At 73.1% G+C, this 15738-nt stretch carries 14 protein-coding genes; 5 read left to right on the top strand and 9 right to left on the bottom strand.

Going from position 1 to position 15738, the window contains the following annotated elements; genetic code table 11:
* Positions 1-39: 39 nt before the first annotated feature.
* The 3 genes from G472_RS0128295 to G472_RS37705 all read right to left on the bottom strand — a co-directional run bounded on the left by G472_RS0128295 (position 40) and on the right by G472_RS37705 (position 1704).
* Positions 40-585: a HupE/UreJ family protein gene (locus tag G472_RS0128295; RefSeq protein ID WP_035694080.1), complete on the bottom strand. Its 546-nt coding sequence runs from the start codon at positions 583-585 to the stop codon at positions 40-42.
* A 59-nt stretch (positions 586-644) separates the two neighbouring features.
* Positions 645-1139 (bottom strand): DUF29 domain-containing protein, encoded by a 495-nt coding sequence (locus G472_RS36165; protein ID WP_035694013.1) that lies wholly within the window; start codon positions 1137-1139, stop codon positions 645-647.
* 94 nt (positions 1140-1233) lie between these two features.
* A complete protein-coding gene (locus G472_RS37705) occupies positions 1234-1704 on the bottom strand; it encodes a hypothetical protein (protein ID WP_029011083.1) in 471 nt (156 codons plus the stop codon).
* 141 nt (positions 1705-1845) lie between these two features.
* Here G472_RS37705 and G472_RS0128280 point away from each other — a divergent pair, with 141 nt between their 5' ends.
* Together G472_RS0128280 and G472_RS0128275 are read left to right on the top strand one after the other, a co-directional pair.
* Complete coding sequence (locus G472_RS0128280) at positions 1846-3369, top strand: Y-family DNA polymerase (RefSeq protein ID WP_035694011.1); 1524 nt, start codon at positions 1846-1848, stop codon at positions 3367-3369.
* 106 nt (positions 3370-3475) lie between these two features.
* Positions 3476-6625 carry an error-prone DNA polymerase gene (locus G472_RS0128275; protein WP_029011081.1) on the top strand — a complete coding sequence of 1050 codons (3150 nt, stop codon included), beginning with the start codon at positions 3476-3478 and terminating at the stop codon, positions 6623-6625.
* Between the two features lie 3 nt (positions 6626-6628).
* Here G472_RS0128275 and G472_RS37700 read toward each other — a convergent pair whose 3' ends face one another.
* Positions 6629-8350 (bottom strand): sensor histidine kinase, encoded by a 1722-nt coding sequence (locus G472_RS37700; RefSeq protein ID WP_169732862.1) that lies wholly within the window; start codon positions 8348-8350, stop codon positions 6629-6631.
* A gap of 118 nt (positions 8351-8468) precedes the next feature.
* Complete coding sequence (locus G472_RS0128265; RefSeq protein ID WP_029011080.1) at positions 8469-9044, bottom strand: tyrosine phosphatase family protein; 576 nt, start codon at positions 9042-9044, stop codon at positions 8469-8471.
* Positions 9045-9194: 150 nt separating this feature from the next.
* Here G472_RS0128265 and G472_RS0128260 point away from each other — a divergent pair, with 150 nt between their 5' ends.
* Entirely contained in the window at positions 9195-10265 is a 1071-nt protein-coding gene (locus tag G472_RS0128260; protein WP_029011079.1) for a saccharopine dehydrogenase family protein, read from the top strand.
* Positions 10266-10299: 34 nt separating this feature from the next.
* Here G472_RS0128260 and G472_RS0128255 read toward each other — a convergent pair whose 3' ends face one another.
* Together G472_RS0128255 and G472_RS0128250 are read right to left on the bottom strand one after the other, a co-directional pair.
* Positions 10300-10902: a 2-hydroxychromene-2-carboxylate isomerase gene (locus tag G472_RS0128255; protein WP_029011078.1), complete on the bottom strand. Its 603-nt coding sequence runs from the start codon at positions 10900-10902 to the stop codon at positions 10300-10302.
* Between the two features lie 37 nt (positions 10903-10939).
* Positions 10940-11653, bottom strand: coding sequence for a response regulator (locus tag G472_RS0128250; protein ID WP_029011077.1), 714 nt, complete (start codon positions 11651-11653; stop codon positions 10940-10942).
* Between the two features lie 283 nt (positions 11654-11936).
* Between G472_RS0128250 and G472_RS0128245 the strand changes: the two genes are divergently transcribed.
* Positions 11937-12119 carry a hypothetical protein gene (locus G472_RS0128245; RefSeq protein ID WP_029011076.1) on the top strand — a complete coding sequence of 61 codons (183 nt, stop codon included), beginning with the start codon at positions 11937-11939 and terminating at the stop codon, positions 12117-12119.
* A gap of 70 nt (positions 12120-12189) precedes the next feature.
* Here the strand turns inward: G472_RS0128245 and G472_RS0128240 are convergent, their stop codons facing one another.
* Positions 12190-12603 carry a RidA family protein gene (locus tag G472_RS0128240; RefSeq protein ID WP_029011075.1) on the bottom strand — a complete coding sequence of 138 codons (414 nt, stop codon included), beginning with the start codon at positions 12601-12603 and terminating at the stop codon, positions 12190-12192.
* Between the two features lie 199 nt (positions 12604-12802).
* On the opposite strand from G472_RS0128240, the gene G472_RS0128235 reads away from it, so the two are divergent.
* Entirely contained in the window at positions 12803-14863 is a 2061-nt protein-coding gene (locus G472_RS0128235; RefSeq protein WP_035694010.1) for a DUF4139 domain-containing protein, read from the top strand.
* Positions 14864-14955: 92 nt separating this feature from the next.
* Here the strand turns inward: G472_RS0128235 and G472_RS0128230 are convergent, their stop codons facing one another.
* Positions 14956-15648 (bottom strand): hypothetical protein, encoded by a 693-nt coding sequence (locus G472_RS0128230; RefSeq protein ID WP_156927287.1) that lies wholly within the window; start codon positions 15646-15648, stop codon positions 14956-14958.
* Between the last annotated feature and the right edge of the window lie 90 nt (positions 15649-15738).

The following is a 15738-nucleotide window of genomic DNA, read 5'->3' as shown; positions in this document are numbered from 1 at the left end:
CAAATACCAGACTTGCGCCTTTTTCAAGGCGCACCGGCCCTAGAGCACGCCCGCGAGGTCGAGAACGCCGACGACCGCGACGGCAACGCCACACATCTGCACGGCCCGCGCCGACGCCGCCTGCCACAGCAGCGCCACCAGCCCCACCCCGGCGGCGGTCAGCAGCAGCACCGCGCCGGCGAAACCGGCCCACGCCGCCGCCGGCCCGCCCGGACCGTAGCCATAGCCGTGGAAGGCCGCCGCGGCGGCACCCGTCAGCACCGCCACCGCCAGGGGAACGCGCAGGGCGAAGGCGACCAGGGCGCCGATCACCACCAGCGCCCCCGCCTGCCCTTCCCCGGCGTACGGCAGCCGGACACCGGCCTGCGCCGCGACCCCCGCCGCCAGTGCGGCGACGAGCGTCGCCGCCGGCACCTGCCACACCGCCGCCCCGCCGTTCTGCCCGGCCCACAGCCCGATGCCGAGAAAGCCCAGCAGATGCGCCGGCACCACCATGGGTCCGACGAACCCCGCCCCGAAGGCGGTGCCGCTCAACACCGTGCGCGCCTCCGCCGGCGCGGCGGCGAGGAGCGGAAGGGCGAGCATCAGGAAGACCGCGGCGCCCGGCCGATATCCCGGATGCCGAAATCCCGGATGCCGGAACCTCAGGCGCATGGAGCGTCCGGCCGCAGAACGGCAATCAGGCGGTCGACGTCGAACCCCTCGTCGAGCAGTTCGTTCAGCATCAGCGGGCAGGAGTCGGCCACGGGGAGCAGCGCGTCGCCCTCGTCCGCCAGATCGGCCCGCGCATCGCGCACGGCCAGGCGCCACAGACGCTCCAGATCGACGTGCTGCCGCATGGCGGGGCGGTATTTCAGCAGAACCTGCCGCTGCCAGGACCGGATTTCGCGGCGCCAATGGTTGGCCGACAGGGCGCCGGGCACGGAGGCCAGCTTGAGCAGGTGCACCATGATGTTGCCGAGCAGGCTCAGCACCGCTTCCAGCTTCTCGCTGCCCACGTCTTCGATCTCCTCGGCCACACGGTCCAGGTCGAGGTCGTTGGGCAGTCCGCGCCGGCGCATCGCCAGCCCGCGCAGCACCTCCGCCTGGTGCTGCGACCAGGCGTAGACATCCTCGTCGTAGGTCGGCCGGTGCTCCACGGCAAGGCTCCCTGAGTGCGGATACCCCCTCCCCTCCCCCGGCGGGAGGCGGTTCGCGACTGTAACCCGAGCGGCGGGACGAGAAAAGCTCCCCCTACGGCCCCGCCGGGCCGCGGGTCAGGCTGTCGAGCTGCTGCTGGCGCATCATCAGGTCGCGCTCCTGGATGGGATCGAGGCGGCCGAGGGCGCGCTCGTGCTGCAGGCGGTCGATGGCCGGCTGCTCCAGGTCGCGGGTGAAGGCGTCGAGCTGGCCGCGGATGTCGGGCGGGGTCGGCGGCGGGGTGAGCGTCGGCTGCGACGGCCAGGGCGGCGGCGGCGGGCCGGAGCTGCCGCGGCGCACCGGCGGCGGACCGGCCGGCGGCTCGGTCCGGGCGGGCGGGCGCGATTCGGCCCGCGGCGCCGCGGGCGGCGGCTGCTCGCCGATGGCGCCGCCCGGCGTGTAGGTCTGCATGCCCACGGGGCGCGGCGATGCCGCGGCCGGCGGCGGGACGACGGGGGCACGCTCCGCGGCGGTGCAGGCGCCGAGGGCCAGCAGCAGGGCCGCGGACGGAAGCAGGGGCATCATCCCCCTGATGTCGGCAGCCTCCCCGTCTGCGACAAGCCCGCCATACGGTGGAGCCCCCGCTCGGGACTCCACGCGCAGCGAATCCCGTCCTATACTGTTCGTGTTTTGTTCCTAACGGGATCGGCAGGGGAGAGGGGCCGCATGGCACGGCGCATCCTGTCGCTCCGGCTGCCCCGGCTCGCCACCGACGCCCGGGCACGCCGGCAGCGCGCAACGGCGGCGGGAGGGGGAGAGCGTCCGGCGGCGGCCGTGGCGGGGGAGCGCGGGCGCCTGACCGTGGTCGCCGTCGACCGCGCGGCGGAGGCCGCCGGCGTGCGGCCGGGCATGACCCTGGCCGACGCCCGCGCCCTGGAGCCGGGGCTGGACGCCTTCGACGCCGACCCCGCGGGGGATGCCCGGCTGCTCGACCGGCTGGCCGGCTGGGCCCTGCGCTACACCCCGTGGACCGCGGTGGACGGGGCCGACGGGCTGCTGCTGGACATCACCGGCTGCGCCCATCTGCTGGGCGGCGAGTCGCCGCTGCTGCGCGACGTGACGGAGCGGCTGGCCGCCGCCGGCTTCGCGTCGCGCGCCGCCATCGCCGACACCCCGGCCGCGGCCGCGGCGGTCGCCCGATTCGCCCCGGCGGCGCGGCGGATCGTCCCGCCGGGCGGGGCCCGCGCCGCCCTCGACCCGCTGCCGGTGGCGGCGCTGCGGCTGCCCGCCGCCGTGGTGGACGGGCTGGCGGCGGTCGGCCTGCGGCGCATCGGCGACCTGCACCCGGTGCCGCGCGCCGCTCTGACCGCCCGTTTCGGCCCGCTGGTGGGGCGCCGCCTCGACCAGGCGCTGGGGCATCTGGACGAGCCGCTGTCGCCGCACCGGCCGGTGCCGCGCCACGCCGTACGCCTCGCCTTTGCCGAACCGATCACCGCGCCCGAGTCCATCGCCGGCGCCATCCGCCTGCTGCTGGACCGCCTGTGCGCCGGGCTGGAGCGGGCGCAGGAGGGGGCGCGGCGGCTGGAGCTGGAGGTCCACCGCACCGACCTCCGGCCGGACGACACGCCCCCGGGGCTGGCCGTCGGCACCGCCCGCCCGTCGCGCGACCCGGCGGCCCTGATGCGCTTGTTCGCCGAACGGCTGGAACGGATCGCGCCGGGCCCCGGGATTGAGGCGATGGCGCTCACCGCCCCCGAGACGGGGCCCCTGGGGCCGGTCCAGGTCGCCCTGGACGGCGGCGGGGACGACGCGCCGCTGGAGGAACTGGTCGACCGTCTGGGCAACCGGCTGGGCCCCGCCTCGGTCCTGCGGCTGGTGCCGCGGCCGAGCTGGCTGCCCGAGCGCACGGTGGCCGCGGCGCCGCCCCTGGACCCGCCGCCGGACGGCCCCTCCTGGCCGGCCGACCGGCCCCGCCCCGTGCGCCTGCTGACCCCGCCCGAGCCGGTCGAGGCCATCGCCCCGGTTCCCGACGACCCGCCGGTGCTGTTCCGCTGGCGCGGCGCCGTCCACCGCGTGCGCCGCGCCGACGGCCCGGAACGGCTGGAGGCGGAATGGTGGCGCACCCCGGCGGAGCCGCGCGACTATTACCGCGTCGAGGACGAGACCGGCCGCCGCTTCTGGCTGTTCCGCCGCGGCCTCTACCGCCCCGGCGTCAAGGCCGCCTGGTTCCTGCACGGATTCTTCGGATGAAGGGCGAGCCTGTCCGGGCGGTATGGGAGCGCTCGTGCCCTCCCCCGGCCCCGCCGGACGCGGGAGGGCGGGGGCACGGTCTCGCGATGATGGTGCGGGGCCGCCCATGACCCGCTACGCCGAACTGCAGGTCACCACCAACTTCACCTTCCTGGAAGGCGCCTCCCACGCCGACGAGCTGGTGCTGACGGCGAAGGCGCTGGGGCATGCGGCGCTGGCGGTGACCGACCGCAACACGCTGGCCGGCGTGGTGCGCGCCCATGTGGCGGCGAAGGCGCACGGGCTGCCGCTGGTGGTCGGCTGCCGCCTGGACCTGACGGACGCCGGCAGCCTGCTGGCCTACCCCACCGACCGGGCGGCGTACGCGCGACTGTCGCGCCTGCTGACCCTGGGCAAGCGACGGGCACCCAAGGGCGCCTGCTTCCTCGGCCGCGCCGACGTGCTGGAACACGCGGCCGGCCTGCTGTTCCTCGCCGTGGCGCCGGACGGGCGCAACGACGCCGGCTTCGCGGCGGAGCTGCGGCGCTGGCGGGGCGAGTTGGGGGACCGCCTGTACCTGGCGGCCGGGCACCGCTACCGCGGCGACGACGCCAAGCGGCTGGCCTGGCTGGTCGGCCTCGGCGACTCCCTGCGGGTGCCGCCGGTGGCGACCAACGACGTGCTGTACCACGGGCCGGGCCGGCGGGCGCTGGCCGACGTGCTGACCTGCATCCGCACCCGCACCACCATCGACGGCGCCGGCTGGCGACTGGCCGCCAACGCCGAGCGGCACCTGAAGGCCCCCGCGGAGATGGCGCGCCTGTTCCGCGCCTGCCCCGCGGCGGTGGCCCGCACGGTGGAGATCGCCGCGGCCTGCCGCTTCTCCCTGGACGAGCTGCGCTACGAATACCCCGACGAGATCGTCGGCGACGGCCGCACCCCGCAGGAGACGCTGGAGGAGCTGACCCGGCAGGGTGCCGCCCGGCGCTACCCCGACGGCGTGCCCGATGGCGTCGCGGCGACGCTGCGCCACGAGCTGGCGCTGATCGGCCGGCTCGGCTACGCCCCCTATTTCCTGACGGTGCACGACATCGTCCGCTTCGCCCGCAGCCGCGGCATCCTCTGCCAGGGGCGCGGCAGCGCCGCCAACTCCGCCGTCTGCTTCTGCCTGGGCATCACCGAGATCGACCCCGCCCGCTTCGACCTGCTGTTCGAACGCTTCGTGTCGGCGGCCCGCAACGAGCCGCCCGACATCGACGTGGACTTCGAGCACGAGCGGCGCGAGGAGGTGATCCAATACATCTACCGCAAGTACGGACGCGAGCGCGCCGGGCTGGCCGCCACCGTCATCCGCTACCGCACCCGCGCCGCCATCCGCGAGGTCGGTACGGCCATGGGGCTGTCGGCCGACACGGTGGGGCGGCTGGCCGGCACCATCTGGGGCTGGAGCCGCGAGGGTGTCGACGAGGCACGGGCGCGCGAGGCCGGCCTCGACCCCGCCGACCCGCGGCTGGCCCGCACGCTGGAGCTGGCGCACGAACTGATGGGCTTCCCCCGCCACCTGTCGCAGCACGTGGGCGGCTTCGTCATCACCCGCGGCCGGCTGAGCGAGCTGTCCCCCGTCATGAACGCCGCCATGGAGGACCGCACCACCATCGAATGGGACAAGGACGACATCGACGCGCTGGGCATCCTGAAGGTCGACATCCTGGCGCTGGGCATGCTGACCTGCGTGCGCAAGGCGTTCGACCTGATCGCCCGCCATGGCGGCCCGGCGTACACCCTGGCCACCGTGCCGCCGGAGGCGCCGGAGGTCTACGACATGCTGTGCCGCGCCGACAGCCTGGGCGTCTTCCAGGTGGAGAGCCGGGCGCAGATGTCCATGCTGCCCCGCCTGCGCCCGCGGACCTTCTACGACCTGGTGATCGAGGTCGCCATCGTTCGCCCCGGCCCCATCCAGGGGGACATGGTCCACCCCTACCTGCGCCGCCGGCGCGGGCAGGAGGCGGTGGACTACCCGTCGGAGGAGCTGCGCCGGGTGCTGCACAAGACGCTGGGCGTGCCCCTGTTCCAGGAGCAGGCGATGAAGATCGCCATCGTCGCCGCCGGCTTCAGCCCGGAGGACGCCGACCGGCTGCGCCGCGCCATGGCCACCTTCCGCAAGACCGGCCTGGTCCACACCTTCCGCGACCGCTTCGTCGAGGGCATGGTCGCCAACGGCTACCTCCGGGAGTTCGCCGAACGTTGCTTCCGCCAGATCGAGGGGTTCGGCGAGTACGGTTTTCCGGAAAGCCACGCCGCCAGCTTCGCGCTTCTGGTGTACGTGTCCGCGTGGATCAAGCGCTTCCACCCCGCCGCCTTCGCCGCGGCCCTGCTGAACAGCCAGCCCATGGGCTTCTACGCCCCCGCCCAGATCGTCCGCGACGCCGCGGAGCACGGCGTCACCGTGCTGCCGCCGGACGTCAACCGCTCCGACTGGGATTGCACGCTGGAACCCGTCTCCGCCGGCCCCGCCCCCGACCGTGCCCCGGCTCTGCGCCTCGGCCTGCGCCTGATCAAGGGCCTGGCGGAGGACGACGCGCGCGACCTGGTCCTGGCCCGCGGAACCGAGGGCTACCGCGACGCGCACGACCTGTGGCGGCGCGCCCGGCTGCCGGTGGCGGTGCTGGAGCGGCTGGCCGCGGCGGATGCCTTCCGCTCCCTCGGGATCGACCGGCGGGCCGCCCTGTGGGCGGTGAAGGCGCTGGGGGCGGAGCCGCTGCCCCTGTTCGCCGCCCTCGACGACGCCGGAGTGCGCGAGCCGGAGGTGGCGCTGCCGGACATGGCGCCGGGGGAGCATGTGGCGATGGACTACGCCAGCCTGAGCCTGTCGCTGAAGGCCCATCCGCTGGCCCTGCTGCGCGACGGCCTGTCCGGCATCGTCCCGGCGGAGCGGCTGCGGACGGCGGCGGACGGGGTGCGCCTGACGGTGGCCGGGCTGGTGCTGGTGCGCCAGCGGCCGGGCAGCGCGTCGGGCGTCATCTTCATCACGCTGGAGGACGAGACGGGCATCGCCAACCTGGTGGTCATGCCCCCGGTGTTCGAACGCCACCGCCGCGAGATCCTCGGCTCCCGCCTGCTGGCGGCGACGGGGCGCGTGGAGAAGGACGGCGAGGTCATCCACCTGAAGGTGGAGCGCCTGAGCGACCTGACCCACCGCCTGGGGGAGCTGACCGCCGGCCACCACCGCCCGCCGCCGCCCGGACGCACCTACCCCGAGGGGCGGAATTTCCGGTGACGGTCAGGCAGGGTCCGCCGGCTCGACGACGGTCACGGTGAAGACGGAGCCCTCGCCCGGCTCCGACGTGCAGTCGATGTCACCGCCCAGCCGGCGGGCCAGCGCGCGGGTGTAGGCAAGCCCGATGCCGTCGCCCGGCCGGTCGGCCTCCCCGCCGCGCTGGAAAAGGCCGAAGATGCGCTCCCGGTTCTCCGGGCTGATGCCGCAGCCGTTGTCGCTGATCCGGAAGACGACGGTCCGGCCGTCGCGCTCGGCCGTCACCGCGATGCGGCCGGGTCGGCCGGGAACCAGGTACTTGACGGCGTTGTCCAGCAGGTTGGCGAAGATCTCCTCCAGGGCCGTGCGGTCGCTGATCACCACCGGCAGGTCACCGACCGTCATCTCGCCGCCGCCGCGCGAGAGCTGGTAGGCGATCGAACGGCCCAGTTCGCGCACCAGATAGCCGGTGTTGACCGGGGCCGGGCTCAGCTCCAGCCGGCCGACCCGCGCCAGCTTCAGGATCGCGGACACCCGTCCGTCCATCTTTTCAAGTGACGTTTCGATGTAATCGAGCGCCTCGGGAATTTCGGCGTCCAGCGCCGCCAGCGCCCGGTGGCGGGCCTGCTCCGGCCGATCCGCCAGCAGTTCGGCCACCACCGGGCGCACGGCGTCGACGGCAATGCGCAACTCGCCGGCAAAACCGCGGGCGCTGGCCAGCGGCGCCCGCAGGTCATGCGACACCAGGGTCGTGAAGGCGTTCATTTCGGCGTTGCCGGCCCGCAGCGTCGCGTTGGCCCGCGCCAGTGCCCGGTTCGCCGCATCCGACCGGGCGCGGGCGGCGGCCAGTTCCAGCCCCTGGCGCTCGACGCGGTCCGCCTGCGACACGGCGAGGGCGCCCAGCCCCGCCGCCAGCAGGGCCAGCAGCACCATGGGCACCGCCACCGCCGGGGCATCGCCGTGCCAGAGGGCCAGGGCGTCGTCGCTCCCCAGCCCGACCGCCACCACCAGCGGCAGGCCGGGCACCGAGGCGTACGCCATGATCCGCCGTTCCCCGTCGCCTGCCTCATTCCCCTCGGGCGGCGGCCGGGGGTCACGGGCCAGCAGCCGGCCGTCGGTGCGCAACAGCGCCACCGTCCGCGATGATCCAGGGTCGATCGACCGGTACAGCCCCGTGAAATACGATGGGTCCACCGCCGCGAAGGCGATCCCGCCGAAGGCGCCGTCCGGTCCGGTGATCCGCCGCGACACGGTGAGAATCCACTGGCCGGTGACCCGGGACACCCCAGGCGGGCCGATGTAGAGGCCGGCCCCGGCCTGCCGCTGCGCCTCGAAATAGTCGCGTCCGGTGGCGTCGAACCCGGACAGGGCATCGCCGACCAAGGAGGCGACGGCCTCCCCTTGCGCGTTGACGATGGCAAGCCCCAGCAGAACCGGCGATCCGTCACGGATGCGCCGCAGCCGCTCCGTCAGCGCATCGCCGGTCGGGCCCGACGCCACGCCCGTTCTCTGATAACCGTCGGCGGCGGCGGCCAGGGCCCGGTCCACCACGTCGAAGCTGCGGGCCGTGTGCTCGGCCAGCAGGATCGCCATGGTGGCGGCCTTGCGCTCGGCCGCCTCAAGAGTCAGACGATGGGTGTGCCAAAGCCAGGCGAGGCCGATCGCCAGAATGGCGGAAACGAAGCCGGCGCCCAGCCAGGCAACGGTGGACCGCAGCCGCAGGGACGCCGGAGCACGCAACGGCGACACACTCCCCGTCCCATGACAAGCGTCCGTCGACATGACGAGCCATCCGCCCCCGTCCCTTCAGCCTCCGGCGTACCCCGAACACGGGTCCTTGCGGAAGACATTAGTTCGACCCGATACCTCAGTATAGCCCCTCCACCTCACGCCCCCGACCATTGTCGAGCATGAAGCGGACCATCTCCGGCCTTTGCGCGGCATAGGCCCGGTGGCGCGCCCGCACCGCGGCGACGAGGTCGCCGCCGCGCCCCAGCATCTCGTCGGCGTACTCGATCATCAGCAGGTTCGGCCAGGCCCGATCGCGGATCGACACGACGGCGGCCATGGCGTCGGCGGCCGGCCGCTCCGGGCGGGCCTGAGCCAGGATCATGGTCAGCGCCGCGGTGGAGCGCGAGACGCCGGCGTGGCAATGGACCAGCAGGTGTCCGCAGCCCGCCGGCTCGGCCAGCAGGTCGCGGCCGAAGGCCAACACCCGCTCCACGTCGGCCGGCGTCGGGGCCTGCATGCTCCCCTCCACGTTGACCACGTCGTGGAATCGCAATTCCAGCCGCTCGTGTTCGCCGTAGGCGCCGAAAGCGGTCGGCTCGGGATGGTCGGGGTCGAGAATGGACAGCACGTGGCTGACCCCGGTCGCGCAGTGGCCCTGCAGCTCGTCCAGCCCGCAGACGGTGACGGCGAAGGGAACGAAGGTGTGCGGCATGCGGTGCTCCTGGTGTGACGGACGGGACGGCGGACCGTACCTCCCGAAGGCGGTCCCCCCAAGGGGCCGTCCGGTCGAGACTGGACAAGCCCGGCTTGCGTTCCCACCCTGAAAGATCGGAACGAACTCTCCGGATGGAAAGGTGCTGCGATGACCAACGTCCTGCTGCTCGGGGCCGGCAAGATCGGCAGCATGATCTGCCATCTGCTGCACGCAACCGGGGAGTACACGGTCACCGTCGCCGACCGCGACGAGGCCGGCCTGCGCCACGTCGCCCGGGACGAGGCGCGCCGGCTCGTCCTGGACGTCGCCGATCCCGCCGCCCTGGCAGACGCCCTGGCGGGCCACGCCGTGGTGATCTCCGCCCTGCCCTACTACCTCAACGCCGCGGTGGCCGAGGCCGCCCGCGCTGCCGGCGCGCACTATTTCGATCTGACCGAGGACGTGGAGACGACCCGCCGTGTGCGCGCCATCGCCGAGGGCGCCGACACCGCCTTCGTTCCCCAATGCGGTCTGGCCCCCGGCTTCGTGTCCATCGTCGCCGCCGACCTCGCGAAACGCTTCGAGACCCTGCGCGACGTCCACATGCGCGTCGGCGCCCTGCCGCTCTATCCCAACAACGCGCTGAAATACAACCTGACCTGGAGCACGGACGGGCTCATCAACGAGTACTGCAACCCCTGCGAGGCGATCCACGAAGGCGAACTCCGCGAGGTCCTGCCGTTGCAGGAACTGGAGACCTTCTCGCTGGACGGGGTGGAGTACGAGGCGTTCAACACCTCCGGCGGGCTCGGCACCCTGTGCTCCACCCTGGCCGGCCGGGTGCACACGCTGAATTACAAGACCGTGCGCTACCCCGGCCACCGCGACCACGTGAAGTTCCTGGCCCGCGACCTGCGCCTGTGCGAGCGGCGCGACCTGTTCAAGGACGTGCTGGAGAACGCGGTGCCCATGACCAAGCAGGACGTGGTGCTGGTGTTCGTGTCGGTCAGCGGCCAGCAGGACGGGCGCCTGATGCAGGAGAGCTTCGCCCGCAAGATCTACAACGCCCGGATCGGCGGCACGCCGTGGAGCGCCATCCAGATCACCACGGCCGCCGGCGTCTGCGCCATGGTCGACCTGCTGCGCGACGGCAAGCTGCCGCAGGCCGGCTTCGTCCGCCAGGAGGACGCCGACCTCGCGGATTTCCTCGCCAACCGCTTCGGGCGGCACTACGCCTGACGCACCTCCCGCCGCCTCACGCCGGGGCCGGCGGTCACCAGCCGCCGGTTTCCAGCCAGCGCTCCACCATCGGCAGGCGGTCCCAGCCCCAGAACGGCTCGTCGTCGACCATGACGAAGGGTGACCCGAAGACGCCGCGGGACACCGCCGCGTCCACCTCCGTGCGCAGACGGTCCTTGACCGCCGGGTCCTGCAGGGCGGCGGTCACCCCGGCGGCGTCGTGGCCGTTGGCCGCGGCAACCTCCGCCACCACGTCGGGCCGGCTGATGTCGCGGCCCTCCCCCCAGTGGGCGTGGTAGAGGGCGGCTGCCAGCCGCCTGGCCTGCGCCTCGCTGCGCTCCATCAGCCACCAGACGGCGCGCGACGGGTTGACGGCGTTCACCGGCATGACGTCGGGAAAGCGGAAGGGGCAGCCCAGCAACCGGGCAATGCGGCCGGCGTCGTGGGTCAGATACTCCCCGCGCAGGGGCTGCTCCAGGTTCGGCTTCATGCCCGTGACCTTGAAGACGGCGCCCAGCAGGATGGGCCGCCAGGTCACCGCACGGCCGTGGCGCGCCGCCAGTTCGTCGATCTGCAGGCTGGCGAAGTAGCCGTAGGGCGAGGCGAAATCGAAATAGAAGTCGATCGGGTCGGCCATGCGCTGTCTCTCCCCCCTTGATCGGGCCGGAGCCGCCTCAGATCGCCCGCACCTTGGCGTCGAAGACGTAGCCGGCACCGCGTTCCGTCTTGATGATGCGCGGTTCCCTGGGATTGGCCTCGATCTTGCGGCGCAGCCGCAGGATCAGCACGTCGATGGAGCGGTCGAACACCTCCGCCCCGTCGGCCCGCGTGAGATCGAGAAGCTGGTCGCGGGTCAGCACCCGCTGCGGGCGTTTCACGAAGGCGGCGAGCAGCCCGAACTCCGCCTTGGTCAGCTCCACTTCGCGGCCGTCCTGGTTGCGCAGGCGCTGGGCTGTGAGGTCCAGTTCCCAGGTGGCGAACTGCACCACGGCGCGCAGGTCGTCGGCGCTGCGGGCGGGCCGTCCCTCGCCGGAAACACGGCGCAGCACCGCCTTGATGCGGGCCAGCAGTTCGCGCGGGTTGAAGGGCTTGGTCAGATAATCGTCGGCGCCCAGCTCAAGCCCGACGATGCGGTCCACGTCCTGGTCCTTGGACGACAGGATGATGACGGGAATGTGTGATTCCGTGCGGATCTGGCGGACCAGCCCCAGCCCGTCGCCATCCGGCAGGCGCAGATCGCAAACGACCAGGTCGACGGGATCGCCGTCCAGCGCCTTGCGGGCCGAGGCGGTGTCGGGCGCGGTGGTGACGCGGTACCCCTCCGATGACAGATAGGAATCGAGAAGCTCTCGTATCGGTTCGTCGTCGTCCACCGCAAGGATGTGCATTGCCGGCTCCCCCAACCCCGATCGTCCCGACGCCTGCTTTATACGATGTCGCGAACCGACAAAAGGCGTTCCGCACCGCCGGTTACAACCTTGTAACACACCCCCGTGCCGCTGCGGAAGGGTGTGCGGGATGAAACGGAAAACGTCACGCGTGAAACCAAATCCCCCCGCAACCGACATCATCGGGACATGAAAGGGCGCTCTAATCGGCCCATCGGAAGCGGCTCGGCGCCGCGAATGGACCAAGCGGCGCAACGCCGTGACGACTCGCCGGGGATCAGGGATGAACGCTCTCGACCACTGCCTGCAACGGATCGCCCTTCTCGACCGGGCCGATGAGATCCTGAACCAGATGCGCGTGTATGACACCGGCTTGCCCGTCCGCGAGGCGATGGCCCGCCACCGCGCCACTCTGAACGAGGCGCGCCGCCATCTCGACTCGGCCCGGGCGCTCATGGGCCGCTGACCGCTCCGAACCCATTCCCCGAGGCCACCGGTGGGTGACCGGTTGCCTCCCCTTGCCGCCCCTCCCCGCGTCAGCGGGGAGGGGATTTTTTCGTCCGGCCGCCGGCGCGCCGGCGCGCCGTCACCTCAATCTCGATCTTCATGCGCGGGTCGATCAGCGGGCAAACCACGGTGGTGTTGGCCGGGCGCGCCTCCCCCAGGTACTCCCCCAGCACCGGTGCGATGCGCGCAAAATCCTCGGCCGCGGTCAGGAACACCCGCACCCGCACCACGTCGGCGAAGCCGGCACCGGCCTCATGGAGGGCCGCGGCGATGTTCCGGAAGGTCTGGTGGGTCTGCTCCACCACGTCCCCGGCGATGGTGCCGGCGGCGTAGTCGAAGCCGGTGGTGCCCGACACGAACACCCACCGCCCGTCGACGACGGCGCGGGAGTAGCCGGCGACCCTCTCGAACTCCGATCCCGACGAGATGAGTGTGCGTGCCATGCGCCCGTCCCCTCCGGTGTGTCCGCCCCCGCCGGGGCACCGTCGCAGAATGGCACACCACGCCCGCGGGACAATTTGAAAGATTGCATGGGCCGAACGACCGCAGGGCGGGTACCCGTTCGCGTCCGCGGTTCGCCGCAATGTTTCCCGATTTCGCCGCTAGGGCTGATCGGGCGATCGACATCCGGGAGAGCGCTTCATGCCCTACAGCCTGCACCGCACCGCCGCACCGCCCGCCGCAGCCCTGGCCCTGCTGCTGGTCGCCATCCCCGCCCGGGGGGCGGACGGGCTGGACCTCCGGCGCGTCCTGCTGTCGACCGGCGGCGTGGGCTATTTCGAGTACGAGGCCACGGTGAGCGGCGACGCCACCCTGACGCTGGACGTCCGGCGCGACCAGGTGGACGACGTGCTGAAGAGCATCGTCGTCTACGACGACGCCGGCGGCGTCGGCACCATCGCCCTGCCCGGCGAGGCGCCACTGGCGCAGGCGTTCCGCGAGCTGCCGTTCGACGCGGCGGCGCTGGAATCGCCGGCCGCCCTGCTGACCGCCCTGCGCGGCGCCGAGGTGCGCGTCACCGGGGCGCGGGAGGTCACCGGCCGCCTGCTCAGCGTCAACGAGGATACGGTGGAGTTGCCCGACGGCCGCGGCACCCTGACCCGTCACCGCATCACGCTGATGACGGCGGCGGGCCTGCGCCAGCTCGTGCTGGAGGACACCGAGTCGCTGCGCTTCGCCGATCCCGCCCTTCAGGCGCAGGTGGACGGAGCCCTGGCCGCGCTTGCCGAGCACGGCGGCCGGGAGCGCCGGCGTCTGAGCATCCGCACGACCGGCGGCGACGCGCCGCGGACGGTGCGCGTGGGCTATGTGGTCGAGGCGCCGCTGTGGAAGACGTCCTACCGCCTGACCCTGCCGCCGGAGGGAGACGGCGCAGGCGCCCTGCAGGGCTGGGCGGTGCTGGAGAACATGAGCGGCGTCGACTGGAACGCCGTGGACCTCACGGTGGTGTCCGGCAGCCCCGTGACCTTCCGCCAGGCCCTGTACGAATCTTACTACGTGGACCGGCCGGAGGTGCCGGTGGAGGTGCCGGGCCGTGTCCTGCCCTCCCCCGACGAAGGGGCGGTGCCCATGGCGGCGGTGCCGCAGCGGGCCAAGGGGGGAGCGGCGGACGAGGCGGACGCCGCCCGCTCGTCGATGATGCGGGCCGGTCCGCGCGCCGAGTCGATGCCGCCGGCGCCGGCGCCGGCACCGTCGCAGCCGGCCGCCCTCACCACGGCCGAGGCCCGCGACGCCGCCACGCAAGTGGTGTTCCGCTACCCGCAACCGGTGACGGTGGCGGCCGGCCAGTCGCTGATGCTGCCCGTCGTCGCCCGCCCCGTGCCCGCCGCCGCGGTCGGCCTGTACCGGCCGGACACCCACGCCCGCCACCCGCTGGCCGCCGTGCGTGTGGCGAACGACACCGGCAGCGGCCTGCCCCCCGGCGTGCTGACCCTGTACGAGCGGGGCGGTGCCGACGCCGCCGTCGCCTACGTCGGTGACGCCCGCCTGTCGGCCATGCCGGCCGGGGAGGAGCGGCTGCTGAGCTTTGCCCTGGACCGCACGGTGACCGTCGACCGCGCCGACCGCCCGAGCCGCACGCTGACCCGCGCCGCCATCGTCGACGGCGTGCTCACCCTGACGGTGGAGGAGCGCCAGACCACCACCTACACCATCGCCGCCGCCGCCGGCGCGCCGCGCACGGTGATCGTCGAGCATCCCCGCCGCCCCGGCTGGGACCTGGCGGAACCCGCCGGCCCGGAACCGGCGGTGACCGCGGACTCCTACCGCCTCCCCGTCAGCGTGGCGGCGGGCGGCACGGCGTCGCTGACGGTGGTGCTGCGCCACCCGCGGGTGGAGCGGGTCGCCCTGATCGACCTGGTGCCCGAACAGGTCGCCGCCTATGCCGACGCCGAAGCCCTGGCACCGCCGCTGCGGGAGGCGCTGGACCGGGTCGCCGCCCTGCGCTCCACCCTGGCGGACCGGCAGCGGCGCATCGCCGAGGTGGAACGCGAACAGGTCGACGTCCTGAAGGACCAGGAGCGTCTGCGCACCAACCTGGCCGCACTGCCCCGCGACAGCGATCTCTACCGGCGCACGCTGGACAAGATGGGCGAACAGGAAACCCGCCTGGAGTCCCTCACCGCCGGCCTTGCCGACGCCCGCCGCGAGGCGGAGGCGGCCCGCCGGGCGCTGGCCGATTTCGTGCGCGGCCTGAACCTGTAGACACGGACGCGCCCCCCGCCGGGATCGGACGGGGGGCGCGGACGACGGCCGTGAAACGGGACAAAGCGGCAGGCGGCGATGGTGCCTTCGGATCAGTGGACGGCGATGGTGCCGTTCGCCAGGCCGGCGATGCTCGCGGTTTCGTAGGTGACGAAATCGTCGACACCGCGGTTCTGGCCGAACCACCAGCCGGACATGGTGGCCGCCGCGACCTGCACCGCGGACCCCGCCGCCTGACCGCCCTGGCCCAGCAGCGACGCCGCACCGTCGGCCACGGCCGCCACCGTCGTCTGCACGGCGGCGACCGGGTCGCTCCACACCTGCGCGACGCGGTTGCCGAGATCGGCCGACGCCTGATTGTACTGGTCGATCATGCCCGCAATCTGGACCTCGGCCACGTCGCGGATGTAGTCCTGCTCCTCCCACGCCCACTGGGCGCTGACCGACGCCACACCCGCGGCAATGCCGCCGCCGCAGCCGATGACGCCGATCTCCAGCAGGGTCAGGCCGGGCCCGGCGGTCCCCAGGGCCATGGCCGCGGCCGGAGCCACAGGCCCGGTCACGATGGCGGTGATGGCCATGGCGCCGACACTGGCGATCACGCATTCGTTGATGAGGTAGCGGGCGAGCGACGGCGATTCATTCACCTGCTCGATCCGGTGCCACATGAAATTGTCAAACAGGCCGGGCGATTCGATGGTTTCGTTCATACGGCCGCCCGCATGGGCCGGAGCGGTGGCCATAAGCGCCAACAGACTCGCGCCGAACACAACCGTACGCCACATCGCCCCCTCCCTTCGCCCGAACGCGCGCCCCTGCCCTTCGTCGGAGCGCCCCCTAAAATGGTCGTGGCAACGAACGAAACGCAAGTCATA

Origin of the sequence: Azospirillum halopraeferens DSM 3675 (assembly GCF_000429625.1) — a bacterium.
GTDB lineage: Bacteria > Pseudomonadota > Alphaproteobacteria > Azospirillales > Azospirillaceae > Azospirillum > Azospirillum halopraeferens.
This window is presented reverse-complemented; position numbering and strand designations above follow the sequence as displayed.

Coding starts and splice junctions, on each gene's coding strand:
- G472_RS0128295 (WP_035694080.1), bottom strand. CDS start 585: ATGCTCGCCCTTCCGCTCCTCGCCGCCGCGCCGGCGGAGGCGCGCACG.
- G472_RS37705 (WP_029011083.1), bottom strand. CDS start 1,704: ATGATGCCCCTGCTTCCGTCCGCGGCCCTGCTGCTGGCCCTCGGCGCC.
- G472_RS0128280 (WP_035694011.1), top strand. CDS start 1,846: ATGGCACGGCGCATCCTGTCGCTCCGGCTGCCCCGGCTCGCCACCGAC.
- G472_RS0128275 (WP_029011081.1), top strand. CDS start 3,476: ATGACCCGCTACGCCGAACTGCAGGTCACCACCAACTTCACCTTCCTG.
- G472_RS0128265 (WP_029011080.1), bottom strand. CDS start 9,044: ATGCCGCACACCTTCGTTCCCTTCGCCGTCACCGTCTGCGGGCTGGAC.
- G472_RS0128260 (WP_029011079.1), top strand. CDS start 9,195: ATGACCAACGTCCTGCTGCTCGGGGCCGGCAAGATCGGCAGCATGATC.
- G472_RS0128255 (WP_029011078.1), bottom strand. CDS start 10,902: ATGGCCGACCCGATCGACTTCTATTTCGATTTCGCCTCGCCCTACGGC.
- G472_RS0128250 (WP_029011077.1), bottom strand. CDS start 11,653: ATGCACATCCTTGCGGTGGACGACGACGAACCGATACGAGAGCTTCTC.
- G472_RS0128245 (WP_029011076.1), top strand. CDS start 11,937: ATGAACGCTCTCGACCACTGCCTGCAACGGATCGCCCTTCTCGACCGG.
- G472_RS0128240 (WP_029011075.1), bottom strand. CDS start 12,603: ATGGCACGCACACTCATCTCGTCGGGATCGGAGTTCGAGAGGGTCGCC.
- G472_RS0128235 (WP_035694010.1), top strand. CDS start 12,803: ATGCCCTACAGCCTGCACCGCACCGCCGCACCGCCCGCCGCAGCCCTG.
- G472_RS0128230 (WP_156927287.1), bottom strand. CDS start 15,648: ATGTGGCGTACGGTTGTGTTCGGCGCGAGTCTGTTGGCGCTTATGGCC.